Source organism: Hydrogenophaga sp. IBVHS1 (assembly GCF_002127265.1).
Taxonomy (GTDB): domain Bacteria; phylum Pseudomonadota; class Gammaproteobacteria; order Burkholderiales; family Burkholderiaceae_C; genus Hydrogenophaga.
This window is the reverse complement of record NZ_NFUU01000002.1, coordinates 1-14,914: the sequence shown is the minus strand read 5'-3', so window position 1 is coordinate 14,914 and position 14,914 is coordinate 1. Positions and strand designations below refer to the sequence as shown.

The 14,914-nt window shown below is 60.7% G+C and carries 20 protein-coding genes and 1 pseudogene; 12 read left to right on the top strand and 9 right to left on the bottom strand.

Features of this window, described 5'->3' with window-relative positions; translation table 11 throughout:
* Positions 1–9: 9 nt before the first annotated feature.
* From CAP37_RS14845 to CAP37_RS14830, 4 genes are all read right to left on the bottom strand, one after another.
* Positions 10–372 carry a hypothetical protein gene (locus tag CAP37_RS14845; protein WP_086125024.1) on the bottom strand — a complete coding sequence of 121 codons (363 nt, stop codon included), beginning with the start codon at positions 370–372 and terminating at the stop codon, positions 10–12.
* 519 nt (positions 373–891) lie between these two features.
* A complete protein-coding gene (locus tag CAP37_RS22190; RefSeq protein WP_179190242.1) occupies positions 892–1,008 on the bottom strand; it encodes a DUF1513 domain-containing protein in 117 nt (38 codons plus the stop codon).
* Between the two features lie 304 nt (positions 1,009–1,312).
* On the bottom strand, positions 1,313–2,638 hold the full coding sequence (locus tag CAP37_RS14835) for an MFS transporter (RefSeq protein ID WP_086125022.1): 1,326 nt from the start codon (positions 2,636–2,638) through the stop codon (positions 1,313–1,315).
* A 43-nt stretch (positions 2,639–2,681) separates the two neighbouring features.
* Positions 2,682–2,960 (bottom strand): metal-sensing transcriptional repressor, encoded by a 279-nt coding sequence (locus CAP37_RS14830; protein WP_086125021.1) that lies wholly within the window; start codon positions 2,958–2,960, stop codon positions 2,682–2,684.
* A 547-nt stretch (positions 2,961–3,507) separates the two neighbouring features.
* Between CAP37_RS14830 and CAP37_RS14820 the strand changes: the two genes are divergently transcribed.
* From CAP37_RS14820 to CAP37_RS14810, 3 genes are all read left to right on the top strand, one after another.
* Positions 3,508–4,245: a HupE/UreJ family protein gene (locus CAP37_RS14820; RefSeq protein WP_086125538.1), complete on the top strand. Its 738-nt coding sequence runs from the start codon at positions 3,508–3,510 to the stop codon at positions 4,243–4,245.
* Positions 4,246–4,265: 20 nt separating this feature from the next.
* Positions 4,266–4,931, top strand: coding sequence for a transmembrane anchor protein (locus tag CAP37_RS14815; protein WP_086125019.1), 666 nt, complete (start codon positions 4,266–4,268; stop codon positions 4,929–4,931).
* A 330-nt stretch (positions 4,932–5,261) separates the two neighbouring features.
* Positions 5,262–5,702 carry a class I SAM-dependent methyltransferase gene (locus CAP37_RS14810; protein WP_143435947.1) on the top strand — a complete coding sequence of 147 codons (441 nt, stop codon included), beginning with the start codon at positions 5,262–5,264 and terminating at the stop codon, positions 5,700–5,702.
* A 60-nt stretch (positions 5,703–5,762) separates the two neighbouring features.
* Here the strand turns inward: CAP37_RS14810 and CAP37_RS14805 are convergent, their stop codons facing one another.
* Both CAP37_RS14805 and CAP37_RS14800 read right to left on the bottom strand, forming a co-directional pair.
* A complete protein-coding gene (locus tag CAP37_RS14805; protein WP_086125017.1) occupies positions 5,763–7,151 on the bottom strand; it encodes a heavy metal sensor histidine kinase in 1,389 nt (462 codons plus the stop codon).
* Positions 7,151–7,834, bottom strand: a complete 684-nt coding sequence (locus tag CAP37_RS14800) for a heavy metal response regulator transcription factor (protein WP_086125537.1) — start codon at positions 7,832–7,834, stop codon at positions 7,151–7,153. Before CAP37_RS14800 ends, CAP37_RS14805 begins: the two co-directional genes overlap by 1 nt.
* Before the next feature lie 206 nt (positions 7,835–8,040).
* Here CAP37_RS14800 and CAP37_RS14795 point away from each other — a divergent pair, with 206 nt between their 5' ends.
* From CAP37_RS14795 to CAP37_RS14775, 5 genes are all read left to right on the top strand, one after another.
* Complete coding sequence (locus CAP37_RS14795) at positions 8,041–9,084, top strand: hypothetical protein (RefSeq protein WP_086125016.1); 1,044 nt, start codon at positions 8,041–8,043, stop codon at positions 9,082–9,084.
* Positions 9,085–9,114: 30 nt separating this feature from the next.
* On the top strand, positions 9,115–10,503 hold the full coding sequence (locus tag CAP37_RS14790; RefSeq protein ID WP_256927012.1) for a multicopper oxidase family protein: 1,389 nt from the start codon (positions 9,115–9,117) through the stop codon (positions 10,501–10,503).
* A gap of 65 nt (positions 10,504–10,568) precedes the next feature.
* Positions 10,569–11,060 (top strand): plastocyanin/azurin family copper-binding protein, encoded by a 492-nt coding sequence (locus tag CAP37_RS14785; protein WP_086125015.1) that lies wholly within the window; start codon positions 10,569–10,571, stop codon positions 11,058–11,060.
* Between the two features lie 56 nt (positions 11,061–11,116).
* Entirely contained in the window at positions 11,117–11,479 is a 363-nt protein-coding gene (locus tag CAP37_RS14780; protein WP_086125014.1) for a copper-binding protein, read from the top strand.
* Between the two features lie 212 nt (positions 11,480–11,691).
* On the top strand, positions 11,692–12,102 hold the full coding sequence (locus CAP37_RS14775; protein WP_306297833.1) for a DUF305 domain-containing protein: 411 nt from the start codon (positions 11,692–11,694) through the stop codon (positions 12,100–12,102).
* A gap of 54 nt (positions 12,103–12,156) precedes the next feature.
* Here CAP37_RS14775 and merR read toward each other — a convergent pair whose 3' ends face one another.
* Positions 12,157–12,591 (bottom strand): Hg(II)-responsive transcriptional regulator, encoded by a 435-nt coding sequence (gene merR, locus CAP37_RS14770; protein WP_086125013.1) that lies wholly within the window; start codon positions 12,589–12,591, stop codon positions 12,157–12,159.
* Positions 12,592–12,633: 42 nt separating this feature from the next.
* Here merR and merT point away from each other — a divergent pair, with 42 nt between their 5' ends.
* From merT to CAP37_RS14750, 4 genes are all read left to right on the top strand, one after another.
* Positions 12,634–13,023 carry a mercuric ion transporter MerT gene (merT, locus tag CAP37_RS14765; protein ID WP_086125012.1) on the top strand — a complete coding sequence of 130 codons (390 nt, stop codon included), beginning with the start codon at positions 12,634–12,636 and terminating at the stop codon, positions 13,021–13,023.
* Positions 13,023–13,319: a mercury resistance system periplasmic binding protein MerP gene (merP, locus tag CAP37_RS14760; RefSeq protein WP_086125011.1), complete on the top strand. Its 297-nt coding sequence runs from the start codon at positions 13,023–13,025 to the stop codon at positions 13,317–13,319. The genes merT and merP overlap by 1 nt, the downstream gene beginning before the upstream one ends.
* Complete coding sequence (locus CAP37_RS22065) at positions 13,316–13,540, top strand: GDCCVxC domain-containing (seleno)protein (protein WP_086125010.1); 225 nt, start codon at positions 13,316–13,318, stop codon at positions 13,538–13,540. Before merP ends, CAP37_RS22065 begins: the two co-directional genes overlap by 4 nt.
* A 128-nt stretch (positions 13,541–13,668) precedes the next feature.
* A complete protein-coding gene (locus CAP37_RS14750) occupies positions 13,669–13,953 on the top strand; it encodes a CopK family periplasmic copper-binding protein (protein WP_086125009.1) in 285 nt (94 codons plus the stop codon).
* A gap of 87 nt (positions 13,954–14,040) precedes the next feature.
* Here the strand turns inward: CAP37_RS14750 and CAP37_RS14745 are convergent, their stop codons facing one another.
* Both CAP37_RS14745 and CAP37_RS14740 read right to left on the bottom strand, forming a co-directional pair.
* Positions 14,041–14,697 carry a thioredoxin domain-containing protein gene (locus tag CAP37_RS14745; protein ID WP_086125008.1) on the bottom strand — a complete coding sequence of 219 codons (657 nt, stop codon included), beginning with the start codon at positions 14,695–14,697 and terminating at the stop codon, positions 14,041–14,043.
* Positions 14,698–14,800: 103 nt separating this feature from the next.
* A pseudogene (locus tag CAP37_RS14740) lies at positions 14,801–14,914 on the bottom strand (hypothetical protein); the annotation flags it as partial.

The following is a 14,914-nucleotide window of genomic DNA, read 5'->3' as shown; positions in this document are numbered from 1 at the left end:
TGCGGGGAATCAGACGGAAGTTGGAGGGCGCCAGAGGCGCGAAGTCGCGCCCGGAGGAAGGCTGCGCCAGGCTGGCGCTTGAGGGTCCTGGGTGACCGGGGTCTGGGCCACGAGGGATGGGAAAGACGGCAAGCCTACGGCGGATGCGACGCAACTCTGAACGCTCTTGCAGGGCTGGCCCGTGCGCTCAAAGGTGGCCATGTCGTTGCAGCAATCGTCCATGGCCTCGGCCAGGGATTCTTCCATCTCGCCGGCTTCGTCCGCCATGGCCATCATGCCCTGCATGGGGCATGGTGACGCAGGCACCTGCCACGCCGCAAAGCCCTGCAGGGGCAGCAGCAGACACAGGACGAGGACGAGCAGACAACGCATGGCTCGATTCTAGGGGGTGTGCGCCTGCGGCGATGAAGATTCTGACCACCAATTCATTGTCGTAAAGGAGAGTCAGTTGCGAGCATTGACCACCAGCCAGTGGTTGTCCAGCCGAACCCCGTCGGGCAGGCCGAGCGGGTCGGTTGTGGTGTTGCTCAGCGCATGGGCACAGCCGGCCACCCACCAGCCAGTGTCCGCGTTGCCCAGCGCGCAGGCTTCCTACAGCGGCTCGCTGCGCTGCCAGGCGCCGCGCGCATCAAACCAGGCCACGTGGTGGGCTCGCGTGCAGCTCACCAGAAAACCACCGCCTGGTCGTGCGCAGATGTCGCCACCGCAGCCGGCAAACTCAGGCTGCTCGCGCGACCTGCAGGCTGCGGCAGTCCCAAACCACCAACACCGGCGCGGCCTGCCGCGACTGCGCGTCGTCTCGTGCTCGGCCTGCAAGGCAATCCCCACGCTCCCGGACACCGTGTACCACGCCAGGTGCCGGATGCTCAGGCGCGGATCGTCCAGCCGCCACTAGCCCAGCACCTGGCCGGCGTAGCCATCCAGCGCCACCAAGGATGCGTCCACGCGGTCCAGCTCGCGTTTGGCGCGCCCGGTCTCGGGCTGGGTCGGAATGCCGCCAATGGCCACCAGTTGCGACAGGGCGGTATTGCCAACCGACGGTGAACCATTCCGCCCATGACTTAGGCATCACCTAGGCGCCACACCGGACCTTAGGCTGCGTCTCACGCAACGATCAACTCTGCCTACGCGAATATGCGTGCAACCTTGCGAACTGTTTCGTAGGTTGCTGGCTGTCATTGCTCTGTCAAGAAACGGGTGGTTGCTGGAGCTTTGCCCAAACAGGGTGTGCCAACGGTTCTCGCCATTTGTCTTCGATCTGCTGATGCAGACCTGCAGGAAAGCGACTTGATCCAGCGAAACGACATCGCCGTTAGCAGCCCACACTGGGCCAATGGGGGTGCTGGTCATCCACCACAAAAGCGTGTGCATGACGAACTCCATCACCACCACCGACAACCGCCTTCGTGTGGGCGTGACCGACCGGCAAGTAGGGATGTTCGTGCTCCACCACGTCGGGATCTTGTGATGGCCAGACTTTGCAAGCCGCCCATGCAGCCAGTGCACCTGCAACACCGAGGACCACAAAGCTAGCCGGCATGCCGAAGCGCGTGCCCAGCCATCCCGCCAGGGGATAAAACAGCAACCAGCAGACGTGCGACAGCGCGAACTGAGCAGCGAACAGCGCCGGGCGATCCTCCGGGTTCGAGGATCGCCGCAACAGGCGCCCGGAAGGCGTCTGCGCAGTCGAGTAGCCCAGGCCGAGCACGAACCACAAGATCATCAGTGAAGCGTGTCCCGACACCCAGGTGCCCGCCAGCAAGCCCACCACCATCAGCCCGATGCCGCCGAGCATCGCGGTGCGATCGGGCAGCTTCTCCAGTAACCGAGGCAGGGCCAGCGCGGCAACCATGGAGCCTGCGCCGAAACTGGCCAAGACCAGGGCGACGGCGCTCTGGCCCAGTCCCATGCCGGCCTGAACGATGACCACCGTGTTCACAAACACCATGGAGCCCGCCGCCGCCACGGCCGCGCTGATCGCCAGCAGACCACGCAGCCGCGGCGTGGCCAGGTAGATGCGCAGCCCGCGTGTGGTTCGGTCGTAGATACCCCGGCGCTGCGGCGCCGGATGCGCGGGCAACACCACAGAGACCACCAGCGCAGCCGAGGCCAGGAAGCCCACCACCGTGCCGGCAAACAGATCGTGAATCCCGATCACCGTGAGCAGGGCGGCCGCCAGCATCGGGCTGACCAGGCTCTCCATGTCGTAGGCCAGGCGCGAGAGCGACAGGGCTTTGGTGTAGTCCTTCTCCAGCGGCAACACATCTGGGATGGTCGCCTGGAAGGTGGGCGTGAACGCGGCCGAGGCCGCCTGCAGCACAAAAATCAACACGTACACCTCCCAGATCTGGGAGACAAACGGCAGCAGCAGCGCCACCACCGCGCGCACCAGATCCAGCGCGACCAGCATGGTGCGCCGGGGCAGGCGATCGGCAAACGCCGCAGCCACCGGCGCCACCCCCACGTACGCGATCATCTTGATGGCCAGGGCCGTGCCCAACACCATGCCCGCGTTGTCGCCAGCGAGCTCAAACGCCAGCAGGCCCAGCGCCACCGTGGCCAGCCCGGTCCCGATCAGGGCGATCACCTGCGCGGCGAACAGGTGACGGTAGGTGCGGTGGGAGAGGATGTCCAGCATGTTGTTCTTGGCGTCAATGGCCTGGCATCCGTGGGCGCAAGGCTCAGAGGTAGCGGGTGATTTCTCTGAAATCGTCCATCGCGTGACGCTGGCCTGCTCCCAGCGGTCCCACGAGGTCTTCCAGGCAGTGATCAAGGTGACTCTGAATCAGGGCCTTTTTGGCCTGTTGGATCGCCTTCTCCACCGCCTGCAACTGCTGCGCTATGTCCAAGCAACTACGCCCCTGGACCACCATGTCTATCGTGCTGTTCAGATGCCCACCCGCTCGGCGCAGACGTTTGATGATGGCGGGATGGGATTCATGTGTGTGCGGTTGTGTCATGGTGTTCGTATCCCCTAGGGAGGTTACTATAATCTGTGCAACCGCACCGAACGAAAAAAACCTCCCATGACCTCGCGCCTCTCACATTCCCTACGCCCTGACCGGGCAACATTGGGTATGCGATGGTTGGTTTTGTTGGTGATCATGTTCGGGACGATCACCTCGTCGGTGGGCGGCATCAACTCCCACGGGATTGCCGTAATTGCGAAGGCGCTTCACTCAAGTCCAACGACCCCGGACACGCAGCGTGACTTGGGACACGAGCACGAGGATGGAGTCGACGGGGTTGTGATGGTGAGTCATGGTGCAGCTAGCGACCACCCTCACCACGGAGTTGACCATTCGCACGACAAAGCCCATGCCCTGCCCACTACATGGCGCATGGCTACGCCGCAGTTACCGGCTTGGTTTGGGCATGTGCGGCAATTGATTGAAATGATTCGGGTGTCTCGGCTGGAACGCCCTCCCATGGGCTGATCCCTCTCTCGCCTTGAATCTCTCGCTGCGCCAAGCAGCGCTTCATTTCTTTCAGACCATCGGAGTCTTCATGCACAGCCATGTTCACGACAGGCTGCCACGTTCGCCATGGGCGATCGGGCATCCCCGTCTCTTCTTGCTCTTTGCCTTCTTCTTGTGCCTGCTCCTGGGCACGACAGAGGTCTTTGCCCACGCCGTCACCGAGGGTGACAAGGGCTACATCCAGGAAATCTCGGGCGTCAACCTGCTGCCCTTTGTGTACCTGGGCGCCAAACACATGATGACGGGCTACGACCACATCCTGTTTTTGTTCGGCGTGATCTTCTTTCTCTACCGCATCAAACACATCGGCATCTATGTGAGCTTGTTTGCGCTGGGTCACTCCACCACCATGATCCTGGGCGTGTACTTCAACGTCGGGATCAACAGCTACCTGATCGACGCGATCATTGGTCTCTCGGTGGTCTACAAGGCGCTGGACAACATCGGCGCTTTCCAGCGCTGGCTGGGGTTCCAGCCCAACACCAAGGTCGCCACCCTCGTGTTTGGTCTGTTCCACGGCTTTGGCCTGGCCACCAAGATCATCGAGTACGAGATCTCGCCCGACGGCCTGGTGCCCAACCTGCTGGCCTTCAACGTCGGTGTGGAAATCGGGCAGCTGCTGGCGCTGGCCGTCATCCTCATCGGCATGAGCTACTGGCGTCGCACACCCAGTTTCATTCGCCATGCCTACACAGCCAACGTCGCCATGATGAGCGCGGGCTTCATTCTGGTGGGCATGCAGCTCACCGGCTACTTCGTGTCGTGAACACCCAAGGAATATTCAACATGTACAACAGCGATTCCCCCATCCGCGCAGAACTGCCCTCTTCGAAGCAGCTTTTCCGCTCCACCGTTCTGGCCGCAATCTCGGCCGTCGTCCTCCTCGTTGCCGTTGTGCTGCCGGCCGAATACGGCGTCGATCCCACCGGCATCGGCCGGGTCTTGCGAATGACCGAGATGGGCGAGATCAAGCAGCAGCTGGCGGCGGAGGCCGCTGCGGACGCAACTGCTGCGCCCACTGGCAGTCCCGCGTCACCGGCTGCAGCCGTCCCGGCGAAGGCAAGTGCGGCAGTCTCGAGCACCCCCGGCGCACCCACCGTGATCCCGAAGGCTGCGGTAACGCCTGCAGCCCAGTCAAACTGGCGCGACGAATTGACGTTCACCCTGACCCCGGGCGAAGGCAAAGAAATCAAATTGCGCATGGCTGAGGGCGAAAAGGCCGAATTCCAGTGGATCGTCAATGGCGGTTCGGTCAACTACGACACGCACGGCGACGGTGGCGGGCGTTCCATCAGCTACGAGAAAGGCCGCAGCGTGCCAACCGACGATGGTGAGCTGGTGGCAGCGTTCACCGGCAACCATGGCTGGTACTGGCGCAACCGTGGTCAATCGGATGTGAAGGTCGTGCTCCGGACACGCGGCCAGTACATCGATATCAAACAGGTTCAGTGACCTGAAGCGGGGAGCTGCAGCGCCTCGGCAGCTCCCCTGCAATCGGGCCACCTGCAGAACCGCGCGACCCATCGCGAAATGGCGCCTCTGTACAAGACGCCCTGCAAGTGGCTCACCAGAATGCGTTCACTCACCCACTGTTCCGAGCAATGTAGGAACTGAGGGTGGTTGATGTCCAAACAAACGGAGCCAGCTGTGTCTTTATCTACCGACCAAAGCGTCTTCCTCAAGAGTTGGCTCAAACGACCCATGAGGACCGGAGCAGTCGCACCCTCCAGCAACGCGTTGGCGCGTCTCATTACGCGCGACATCCTCCCAAACGCAGGACCCGTGATCGAACTGGGCCCGGGAACCGGGGCCTTCACACGTTGCATCCTCGCCAAGGGAGTACCCGAGTGCGATCTCACGCTGGTGGAGAACTGCCCAGAATTCACGGCGTTGCTGCGCCAACGATTCCCCGCAGCACGCCTGCTCGACATGGATGTGACACGCATGCGGAGGCGGCGAGACCCATGGCAGTCGATGCAGGCGCAGGCCGTGATTTCCGGCTTGCCACTGCTGACCATGGGTATGCGCGCACAGTGGAACGTGGTCGGCGCCTGCATGCAAAGCTTGCAAGCTGGGGCAGCGCTGTACCAGTTCACCTACATGACCCGATGCCCGATTGCACCCGAGATACTGACCCGAATGAACCTGAGGGCAGAACGCATCGGAAGCTCGCTTCTCAACTTGCCACCCGCCTCGGTGTATCGAATCGCACTGAACACTTGAGCTGAGAACTGGCCTGGGAAAAACCTACCTCGAAGTGCTACAGCGCTGCAGCCAGAAAGGTCACGGCTGAGATACGAAGTGCAAACAGAACTGCGTCCTTCCTGCCACCGATGTGACAGCAACGCTGCCGCCATGAGCGAGCATGATGGCCTTGGTGATGGCCAGACCCAAGCCCGCGCCATCGGATGAGGGGTGCGCGCGTGCCTTGTCCACGCGATAGAACCGGTCAAACAGACGCGGCAGATCGACAGCATCAACCGGGTCGCCGATGTTTGTGACACACAGGTTGATGCCATCTCCCTGAGACTCGACGGTCAGCGCAACCTCGGTGCGAGGGTGTGCGTGCCGCAGCGCGTTGGACAGCAAGTTGCTGATGGCCCGCCGAAGCATCAGGCGATCACCCACCACGGTGCCCGCCCCCACCACCCGAAGACGAAGCTCTTTGTCTTCAGCCACCGCATCATAAAAATCCAGAAGACTCCTCACCTCGTCTTCCAGCGCGACATCTTCGCGATTCGGAAGTTGGATACCGTGGTCCGTCTTCGCCAGAAACAGCATGTCGGCCACCATGCGCGCCAGGCGCTGGAACTCCTCGGCGTTGGAGGCGAGGATGTCGCGGTAGGTGTCTGGATCGCGATGCTGCGAAAGCGACACCTGGGTCTGTGTCAGCAGGTTGCTGATAGGGGTGCGCAGTTCGTGGGCTATATCGCTTGAGAATTCCATCAGCTTCGCAAAATCCTGCTGCAGCCGCTCCAGCATGGTGTTGAGGCTATTGGCCAGCTCCGCCATCTCCACGGGCACGGCGTCGATCGGCATGCGCTCGTCGAGCTTGTGGGCCGTGACCTTGAGCGCTCGCTCCTTCATGGTCCGCAGCGGGGCCAGACCGCTGCGTGCTGCCCACCACCCCAGCAGGCCGCTGAGCAGGGTGGCCAGGACAACATAGATCGCCAACTGCTGGCGCAGCATCTGCATGAAATGGGTGTGGTGTTGCGTGTCCAGCGCGAGCGTCAGGCGCATGCTCTGACCAGGACTGGTCAATCCGCCGGGCATCTGCGCTTTGGAGAGCTCTGTGCCCATGCCTCGCAGTTGCCGCTCACCATCGGTCCAGTCCAAGGGCTGATCTGCGGCGCTTCGTGCAGCGAGTTCTGTTGGAAATGTGATGCCGCCTTTTCCAAACAGCTGTTCGTCACCGCGCGTAATTGAGATGAAAAGGCCTTGATGGCTGTTGAGCGATTCGTCCAGCTTGGCAGACAGCTCGGCTGGCTCTGGCGTTTCATCGACGATCTTCTCGATGAGCTGAACCTTGTCCAGCAGGTAGTCGCGGTCAAGGTCGATGAAGTGCAGATGGGTGGCCCACGCAACCAAGACGCCAAGGCCCAGAAGCACCGCAGCCGATACCAGGGTGTACAGAAAGGTGAGCCGTGCCGTGAGGGTCAAGCGCCGGATCATCAGGAGTGCTCCGGCACTTCCAGCACGTAACCCATGCCTCGCACCGTCTGCAACAGGCGGCACTCAAACCCGTCGTCCACCTTCACACGAAGCCTTCGCATGGCCACCTCGATGACGTTGGTGTCGCTGTCGAAGTTGACGTCCCACACCTGGGAGGCGATCAGCGAGCGTGGCAACACCTCACCCTTGCGGCGCATCAGCAATTCGAGCAATCCGAACTCCTTGGCGGTCAGGTCGATGCGCTTGCCCGCGCGGGTGACCCGACGGCGCAGCAGGTCCAGCTCCAAATCCGCGACCTGCAGGGTGGTTGGCTCCATACCCGAGCGCCCACGGCGCAAGATGGTGCGCACCCTGGCCAACAGCTCGGAGAACGAAAACGGCTTGACCAGATAGTCGTCCGCTCCGAGCTCCAGACCCTTGACGCGGTCGTCCACATGATCATTAGCGGTCAGGAAGAGCACCGGCATCTCTCGACCCTGGGCACGCAGACCCTTGAGAACTTGCCAACCGTCCATGCCGGGCAGCATGACGTCCAGAATGACGAGATCGTGGTCGCCCTCCAGGGCCTGGTGCAATCCGTCCACGCCGTTGTTGAGCAGCTCAACCGCGTAGCCCGCCTCGCGCAGTCCCATGCACAGGTACTCACCCGTTTTGCGTTCGTCTTCAACAATTAAGATTTTCACGTTCACTCCTGCGGCGATTTTCACTGCCAGCGGCCCATTGCAACCGAACCTGACAACTTTGTAATGAAACCGACAGGTTCGTGACGGGTGGCCTTTTGCACACTGCCCCCAGCTTGAAACAGTTGAACAGGAGCAAATCAGTGATTCATCGACGTTACCCTTCCTCTGCACTGCGGGCCATTGTTCTGGGCGTGTTGGCGCTCCCCATGGTCGTTTCCGCCCAGATCGCACCGGCCCCTGCCGAAAAGAACTGGCGCGAAGCCAACGACGCCGTGGGGCAGTTCAAACGCGGCCATGCCGACATCCTCAAGTGGGAAAAAGAGAACGTTCCCGCTGCAGCAGGTCAGGAGTTGGCATCTCCCAGCTTGAGCCTCATGACCGCTGAAGACGCCGTTCGCCAGGCCTGGCGGGCCCACCTGGATTTGGTCAAACCCATGAACAGGATCGGTACGGCCAACGTGGATTTGATTGCCAAAGGCCAATGGGCCGAGCTTGATCCCATCCATCAGCGCAAGGTAGACGACATGGACGAGCTGCTGGAAGTCGCCGCTCAAGGTCGCAAGGCGTGGCTTCAGGCAGTGGCTGCGCGACAGGTTCTCAAACAGCACCGCGATGCGCTGGACGCCGCCGAGGCCGGCAACGAGCTGGGTCGCCGCATGGTGAGTGTGGGCAATTGGAGCAAGCTCCAGCAGGCCCAGGTTCAACTGGCTCAGTCATCCGCCAAGATGAACGTGCGACGCGCACAGAACACCGCCACGCAGGCCGAAGCCTCACTCGTCAAAACGTTGGGCCTCACCGGCATGCACAGCGCTGTTGCGCTGCCTGACCGTTTGCCCGATGTGCCGGTCCAAGCCTTGTCGCAACAAGTGCTGGACGAGCGCGCTGCGGCCATTGCTGCACAACTGCCGCGCGCCGAGGGCATGCGCAATGGCGCCAACGCCCGCCTCGCTCGCCAGGCCTACCTCTCCAGCCACGCACTGGCCGTGAGTGCGCGCGAAGAAGTGCTGAAGGTTCGAGAGTTCATCACCGAAGAAACCGTTCTTCACTACAACGGCATGCTCAAGAGTGTGTGGGACTTGTTGGGTGAGGTTTCCAGCCAGTCACAAGCGGTGGCCAGCGCCATCGAAGCGCAGCGCGACTTCTGGATCGCAGAGACCGATCTGCAGTGGGTCCTCCAAGGAGGTGCGCCCGACAGCTTTGTCTCTCTGGGTGGTGGAGGCGGTGAGCCCGCAGCTGCCGCTGGCCACTGATCGCATCGAACGCATAGAAAGAAAACCAACATGAGTCTCCTCAATTCACGTCGTCAGTTTTTCGCGGGTGCTGCCGCTTCGGTGGCCGGGCTGGCGGTTGCGCGCTCCGCCATGGCCGCCCTGCCTGAGCCGGTGTACCAAACCTCGGTGGACACAGCGCCTCCATTGGTGCCCACCACCGGTCGCCCTTATAACCCGGTGGTCACGCTCAACGGCTGGACCCTGCCCTGGAAGATGAACAACGGTGTCAAGGAATTCCACCTGGTGGCAGAACCCGTGGTGCGCGAGGTCTCGCCGGGCTTCAAGGTCAACATGTGGGGCTACAACGGCCAGAGTCCTGGCCCAACCATCGAGGTGGTCGAAGGCGACCGCGTGCGCATCTTTGTCACCAACAAGCTGCCCGAGCACACCACCATCCACTGGCACGGCCAGCGCCTGCCCAGCGGCATGGACGGTGTGGGTGGTCTGAACCAACCCGCCATCCCCGTGGGCAAGACCTTCGTCTACGAATTTGAAGCGCGCCGTCCGGGTACCTTCATGTACCACCCGCACGCGGACGAAATGGTCCAGATGGCCATGGGCATGATGGGCATGTGGGTCACCCACCCCAAGGGCAAGCATCCCCACATCAGCGAGGTGGATCGCGACTTCTGCTTCCTGCTCAACGCGTTCGACATCGAGCCGGGCAGCAAGACGCCCAAGATCGCCACGATGACCGACTTCAACATCTGGTGCTGGAACAGCCGGGTGTTCCCTGCCATCGACACGCTGAACGTGCGACTGAACGATCGCGTGCGCATTCGTGTGGGCAACCTCACCATGACCAACCACCCGATCCACCTTCACGGACACGAGTTTCTGGTGACTGGCACCGACGGTGGCCCGACACCACCGAGCACGCGCTGGTATGAAGTGACCACCGACGTAGCCGTGGGACAGATGCGCCAGATCGAGCTGATTGCCGACGAGGAAGGCGACTGGGCCATGCACTGCCACAAGAGCCACCACACCATGAACGCCATGGGCCACGATGTGCCCACCATGATCGGTGTGGACCACCGAGGCCTGGTCAACAAGATCCAGAAAGTGGTACCCGACTACATGCTGATGGGCGAGCGCGGCATGGCCGACATGGGCGAAATGCAGATGCCCATCCCCGACAACACAGCGCCCATGATGACCGGCACCGGGCAGTTTGGCCCTCTGGAGATGGGTGGCATGTTCACCGTTTTCAAGGTTCGCAAGGACCAGAAGCCAGGCGACTACAAGGACCCTGGCCCCTACAAGTTCCCCGAAGGCACAGTTGCGCACGAATGGACCGGTGCGCCGTTGCCCGCCGTCAGGCCCAAGGCAAGTGCAGACACAACCCCGGCGATAGGCACAGCGGTCAAACCCATGGGCAAGGGCATGCAGCACTGAACCGTGCGTCTGAACACACTTTTTTCCCCGCTTGCTTTCTCAACCCACCAAACCAGAGAGTTCACATGATCTTCACCCATTCCCCTCTTTCCAAGCGTTCGAGCCTTTTGTTCGTTGCCGCCCTTCTGGCCGCCTCGGCCGCCACAGCGGCGGGCACGCACGGCGGCGGCCACAACGAATCGCCCATCGGTGAGCCCGGCGTCGCCAGTAAAGCTTCCCGCACCATTCAGGTAGACGCTGCCGACAGCATGCGGTTCACGCCAGCACTGGTGGACGTCAAGAGGGGGGAAACCGTCCGTTTCGTCGTCACCAACTCCGGCAAGGTGCCGCACGAGTTCAGCCTCGGCACGGAGAAGGAGTTGAAGGAGCACTACGAAGTGATGAAAAAGTTTCCCGGCATGGAACACGATGAGGCCAACAAGATTTCCTTGAAGCCAGGGCAAAAGGGTGAGGTCATCTGGCGTTTCACCAAAGGAGGCGTCGTTGATTTCGCCTGCCTTCACCCCGGGCACTACGACGCCGGCATGAAGGGGCAGATCAAAGTGACCACCAAATAAGCTGACAAACCACCATTCTTGCAACCCACAGACACACCTGATTGAAGGAATATTTCATGAAAACACTGAACCTGAGTCTGGCCGCATCAGCGGTCGCCCTTTCCTTTGCCTTCGCTGGACCCGCGCTGGCTCAAATGACCATGGACCAAGGAAAGATGGGAATGGATCAGGGCAAGATGGGCATGGCGGCGACACCCAGCATGACCGACGGCGAAATTCGCAAGATAGACAAGGAGAACGGCAAGGTCACGATCAAGCATGGCGAGATCAAGCACATGGACATGCCTCCGATGTCTATGGTGTTCAACGTCAAGGACAAGGCCATGCTGGACAAAGTCCAGGTGGGCGAGAAGATCCAGTTCATCGTCATTCAGGACGCCGGCAAGATGGTGGTCACCGATATCAAAGCGATGAAGTGATTTAGCCAATCGGACCCTATGGGTCGGTTGTGGTCAAGGGATCGGTTGTGATGACCGATCCCTTTTTTGCATGGGTGACGTCCTCCCTGCTGTGTGAAACAGATCCGACACAGTCTCGCAACCCATGGGCAGGCGTACGTTGGCGCACAGTCAATCCGAGCATCGTTGTCGATGATGATGAACCCGCCTTCGGGTAGCTTCTAGGAAGTCACATGAATCATCAATCCACCACAAAACGCTTCACCACTGTCCCTGTCAAGGCTCTGTGCGCCGTTTCGCTGACTGTGCTCATGTCGATGTCGGCGCATGCTCAGTCCACGCCAGCCACAGGCCCAGCGACGGTGCCCATGTCCGATATGCACAAAGGCGCCACAGGTGCACACGACATGAAAGGTTCCATGATGATGGGCATGGAGGAAATGCAAAAGATGCCCATGTCGGGCAACACCGACAAGGACTTCGCGATGATGATGAAGATTCACCACCAGCAAGCTTTGAACATGGCCGAGATGCAGCTCAAGACCGGCAAGTCACCCGAGATGAAGGCCATGGCAAAGCAGATCATCGTGGCGCAGAAGAAAGAGATCGCTCAGTTCGACAAGTGGCTTGCAAAGCAGAAGTGATCTGTGTGGCAAGGGCAAAGCGGCGGTGCTGCTGACATAGGCATAAGCGCTGGCTCAGGCACTCAACGAAGCGTCGGTCTTCAAGGCTGCAATCAGCGGGCATCGCACCTTGCCACTGGATGCTCCGCAGAGTCGAATCAATCCCTCAAGCACTCCTTCAATCCGGTGCAGGTCCTCAAGCCTGCTCTTCACATCCGCAAGCTTGGCCTGTGCTTTGGTTCGGGCTTGAACACAGCTGGTGCCATCGTCGAGTTGCAGCAGCTCGGCTATCTCGTCCAGGCTGAATCCGAGTCGCTGCGCCGACTTGATGAAATGAATACGAAAACGGTCAGCTTCTGCGTAGCGCCGAATCCCGCCGGATGGGCGGAGCGGCTCAGGCATCAATCCCTTTCGCTGGTAGAAGCGGATGGTCTCCACATTGACTTCGGCTGCCTTGGCCAATCCGCCAATCGTCATGTTGGGGTCGGAAGGTGTGTGGATATCGCTCATGTCGCTTGACTCCGTACTTGGGTACGGCGTTAAGGTTATCTCATGTCAGCGCACTCCACCACCCCGAACACACCCACCCCCAGTCCCGCTACCGAACAGGGCGGCAAAGCCCTGCTGGCCGGTGGTCTTGCAGCCCTCTTTGCATCGGCCTGCTGTCTGGGCCCACTGGTGTTGATCCTGGTGGGCATCTCGGGCGCCTGGATCAGCCATCTCACGGCCTTGGAGCCCTATCAACCGCTGTTCATGGGTGTATCGCTGGCGGCGCTGTTCTTTGCGGCAAGAAGCATCTGGAGGCCAGCGGCTGCCTGCGAACCAGGTCAGGTGTGTGCGATTCCCCGCATCAACCGCATCTACAAACTGCTGTTCGGTGTCGTGGTGCTGCTGCTCACCACCGCAATGGCATTCCCGCTGATAGCTCACTGGTTCTATTGATGAAAGGCCTGGGTGTGAAACACATCTTGATTGCTGTCGGATTTGTGCTGAGTCCGCTTGCATGGGCAGCGCAGAAAACCGTCACTCTATCTATCCCCGGTATGTCCTGCGCCACTTGCCCGATCACGGTCAAGAAGGCGTTGACGAAACTGGGTGGCGTGGTCGACGTGAAGTCCAATCTGGGCAGGCGGGAGACCTCGGTGGTTTATGACGACACCCAGGTTTCATTGGACGCTCTGACCCGGGCGACCAAGGACGCTGGCTTCCCGTCAACCGTCACGGGAGTCAAGCCTTGACCGAAGTGCTCCTGACGTCGGTGCTGACCTGTCCTGAGTGTGGACACGGCAGGGCTGAAGTCATGCCCACCGATGCTTGCCAATGGTTCTATGAGTGCAAAGCATGCCACGTGGTACTTCGGCCGAAGACGGGTGACTGCTGCGTGTTCTGCAGTTACGGAACGGTGCCATGTCCACCGATTCAAGGAGGAGACCAATCGGGTTGCGAGAGGGTCTGCTGACTTTGCGCTGACCAAGATGTAATGCATTCGCAAGCTGCCGGTCATGGGCATCTCACTACATTGAACTTGTACCTCGTACCGCATTGATTCAGTCGAACAATGTGATTTGTTCTTGAAGGAGACACCCCATGATTCGCAAGCTCAGCATCCTCGTCCTCTCATTGGCAGCATTGGCCCCGGCATTCGCAATGGACGCAGCCAGGTCCGAGGCCAAGCAGGTCATCGCACTGCAGAACGGTGAGACGCTCTACGTCTTCAAGGACGGACTGATGGCCAAGGAAAGCAAGTTTGGAAGCGTGACTCACCTTAGCAAGGGTCAAGTCGTCCAGACCGCCGATGGCAAAAGCATCACGACGATGGGCAACGAAGTTGCGCGTCTGAGTTCTCTGTTGAACAAGGGACACAGCAATTGAGGTTCAAAGCGACGACGATCACTGGCCACGGGTGCAGCGCCGGATGTACGAGACATCGGACAGGACCGGTAACACCCAGAGCCATCTCTACTTTCGAAACCGCTCCACCTCGCTCTTGACCATCTCGTAGAGCAGGTCCGGGTCCGTCGAAGCGAGTGGTTTCCCATTGACGAAGAAGGTCGGGGTGGCTCGAACCCCGATCGTCTTCAAGTCAATCACGTCCTGCGCCAGCAGAACGTCCACCGAACCAGCGGCGGTGTACCTGCGTGCCTCCTCAACATTGAGACCCACCGATTGCGCAATTGCCCATGCACGCGGTGATGCGTTTGCGCCTTGACCCGTCCACGCGCGTTGACCATCCAGCAACGCTTTGAGCACGGGTTCGAACTTTCCTTGCGCACGCGCCGCCTCAAGAATCTTCACCGCTTCCACGGAAGCCTTCCTGTGAAACGGCGTGTACCGAATCACCAGGCGCGTTTCGCGCGGAAATGCCGCGAGAATGTCGTAGACCCGGGGATGGAACGCCTTGCAAGCTTCGCATGCAGGGTCAAAAAACTCCACGATCGTGACCGGCGCTGCCACCGGACCAATGATGGGCGAGTGCGGCCGAACCATTGCTCCGGCCTGCTCCGAGGCCTGAACGGTCGCAAGCTGCAGGATGTGTCGCTGGTACAGGAAGACGGCGGCGGCAAATACCGCGAGGGCAGCCAGTGCCGACAAAAAAACAAGGTGACGGCGCGTCATGCGTAATTCCCCAACATGTCAAATGGCCAAAGGTGAAAGGCGAAAGGCGAAAGGCGAAAGGCGTTTCAGAATGGCCGCCCTGGCGGTCGCATCGTATCGGGTCTCATGTTCGTGGTTGGTACGCAATGATTGCCATGCCCGCCAAGGTCACGGCCACGCCCGCCACATCCCAGCTGCTTGGGCGCACGCCGTCCACCGACCACAGCCATGCCAGCGC

What these genes read in the sequence shown, in the direction of transcription:
- CAP37_RS14805 (WP_086125017.1), bottom strand. Translation starts at nt 7,151, where the DNA reads ATGATCCGGCGCTTGACCCTCACGGCACGGCTCACCTTTCTGTACACC.
- CAP37_RS14790 (WP_256927012.1), top strand. Translation starts at nt 9,115, where the DNA reads ATGAGTCTCCTCAATTCACGTCGTCAGTTTTTCGCGGGTGCTGCCGCT.
- CAP37_RS14845 (WP_086125024.1), bottom strand. Translation starts at nt 372, where the DNA reads ATGCGTTGTCTGCTCGTCCTCGTCCTGTGTCTGCTGCTGCCCCTGCAG.
- merT (WP_086125012.1), top strand. Translation starts at nt 12,634, where the DNA reads ATGTCAGCGCACTCCACCACCCCGAACACACCCACCCCCAGTCCCGCT.
- CAP37_RS14820 (WP_086125538.1), top strand. Translation starts at nt 3,508, where the DNA reads ATGCACAGCCATGTTCACGACAGGCTGCCACGTTCGCCATGGGCGATC.
- CAP37_RS14835 (WP_086125022.1), bottom strand. Translation starts at nt 2,638, where the DNA reads ATGCTGGACATCCTCTCCCACCGCACCTACCGTCACCTGTTCGCCGCG.
- CAP37_RS14775 (WP_306297833.1), top strand. Translation starts at nt 11,692, where the DNA reads ATGAATCATCAATCCACCACAAAACGCTTCACCACTGTCCCTGTCAAG.
- CAP37_RS14780 (WP_086125014.1), top strand. Translation starts at nt 11,117, where the DNA reads ATGAAAACACTGAACCTGAGTCTGGCCGCATCAGCGGTCGCCCTTTCC.
- merP (WP_086125011.1), top strand. Translation starts at nt 13,023, where the DNA reads ATGAAAGGCCTGGGTGTGAAACACATCTTGATTGCTGTCGGATTTGTG.
- CAP37_RS14785 (WP_086125015.1), top strand. Translation starts at nt 10,569, where the DNA reads ATGATCTTCACCCATTCCCCTCTTTCCAAGCGTTCGAGCCTTTTGTTC.
- merR (WP_086125013.1), bottom strand. Translation starts at nt 12,591, where the DNA reads ATGAGCGATATCCACACACCTTCCGACCCCAACATGACGATTGGCGGA.
- CAP37_RS14745 (WP_086125008.1), bottom strand. Translation starts at nt 14,697, where the DNA reads ATGACGCGCCGTCACCTTGTTTTTTTGTCGGCACTGGCTGCCCTCGCG.
- CAP37_RS14815 (WP_086125019.1), top strand. Translation starts at nt 4,266, where the DNA reads ATGTACAACAGCGATTCCCCCATCCGCGCAGAACTGCCCTCTTCGAAG.
- CAP37_RS14795 (WP_086125016.1), top strand. Translation starts at nt 8,041, where the DNA reads ATGGTCGTTTCCGCCCAGATCGCACCGGCCCCTGCCGAAAAGAACTGG.
- CAP37_RS14750 (WP_086125009.1), top strand. Translation starts at nt 13,669, where the DNA reads ATGATTCGCAAGCTCAGCATCCTCGTCCTCTCATTGGCAGCATTGGCC.
- CAP37_RS14830 (WP_086125021.1), bottom strand. Translation starts at nt 2,960, where the DNA reads ATGACACAACCGCACACACATGAATCCCATCCCGCCATCATCAAACGT.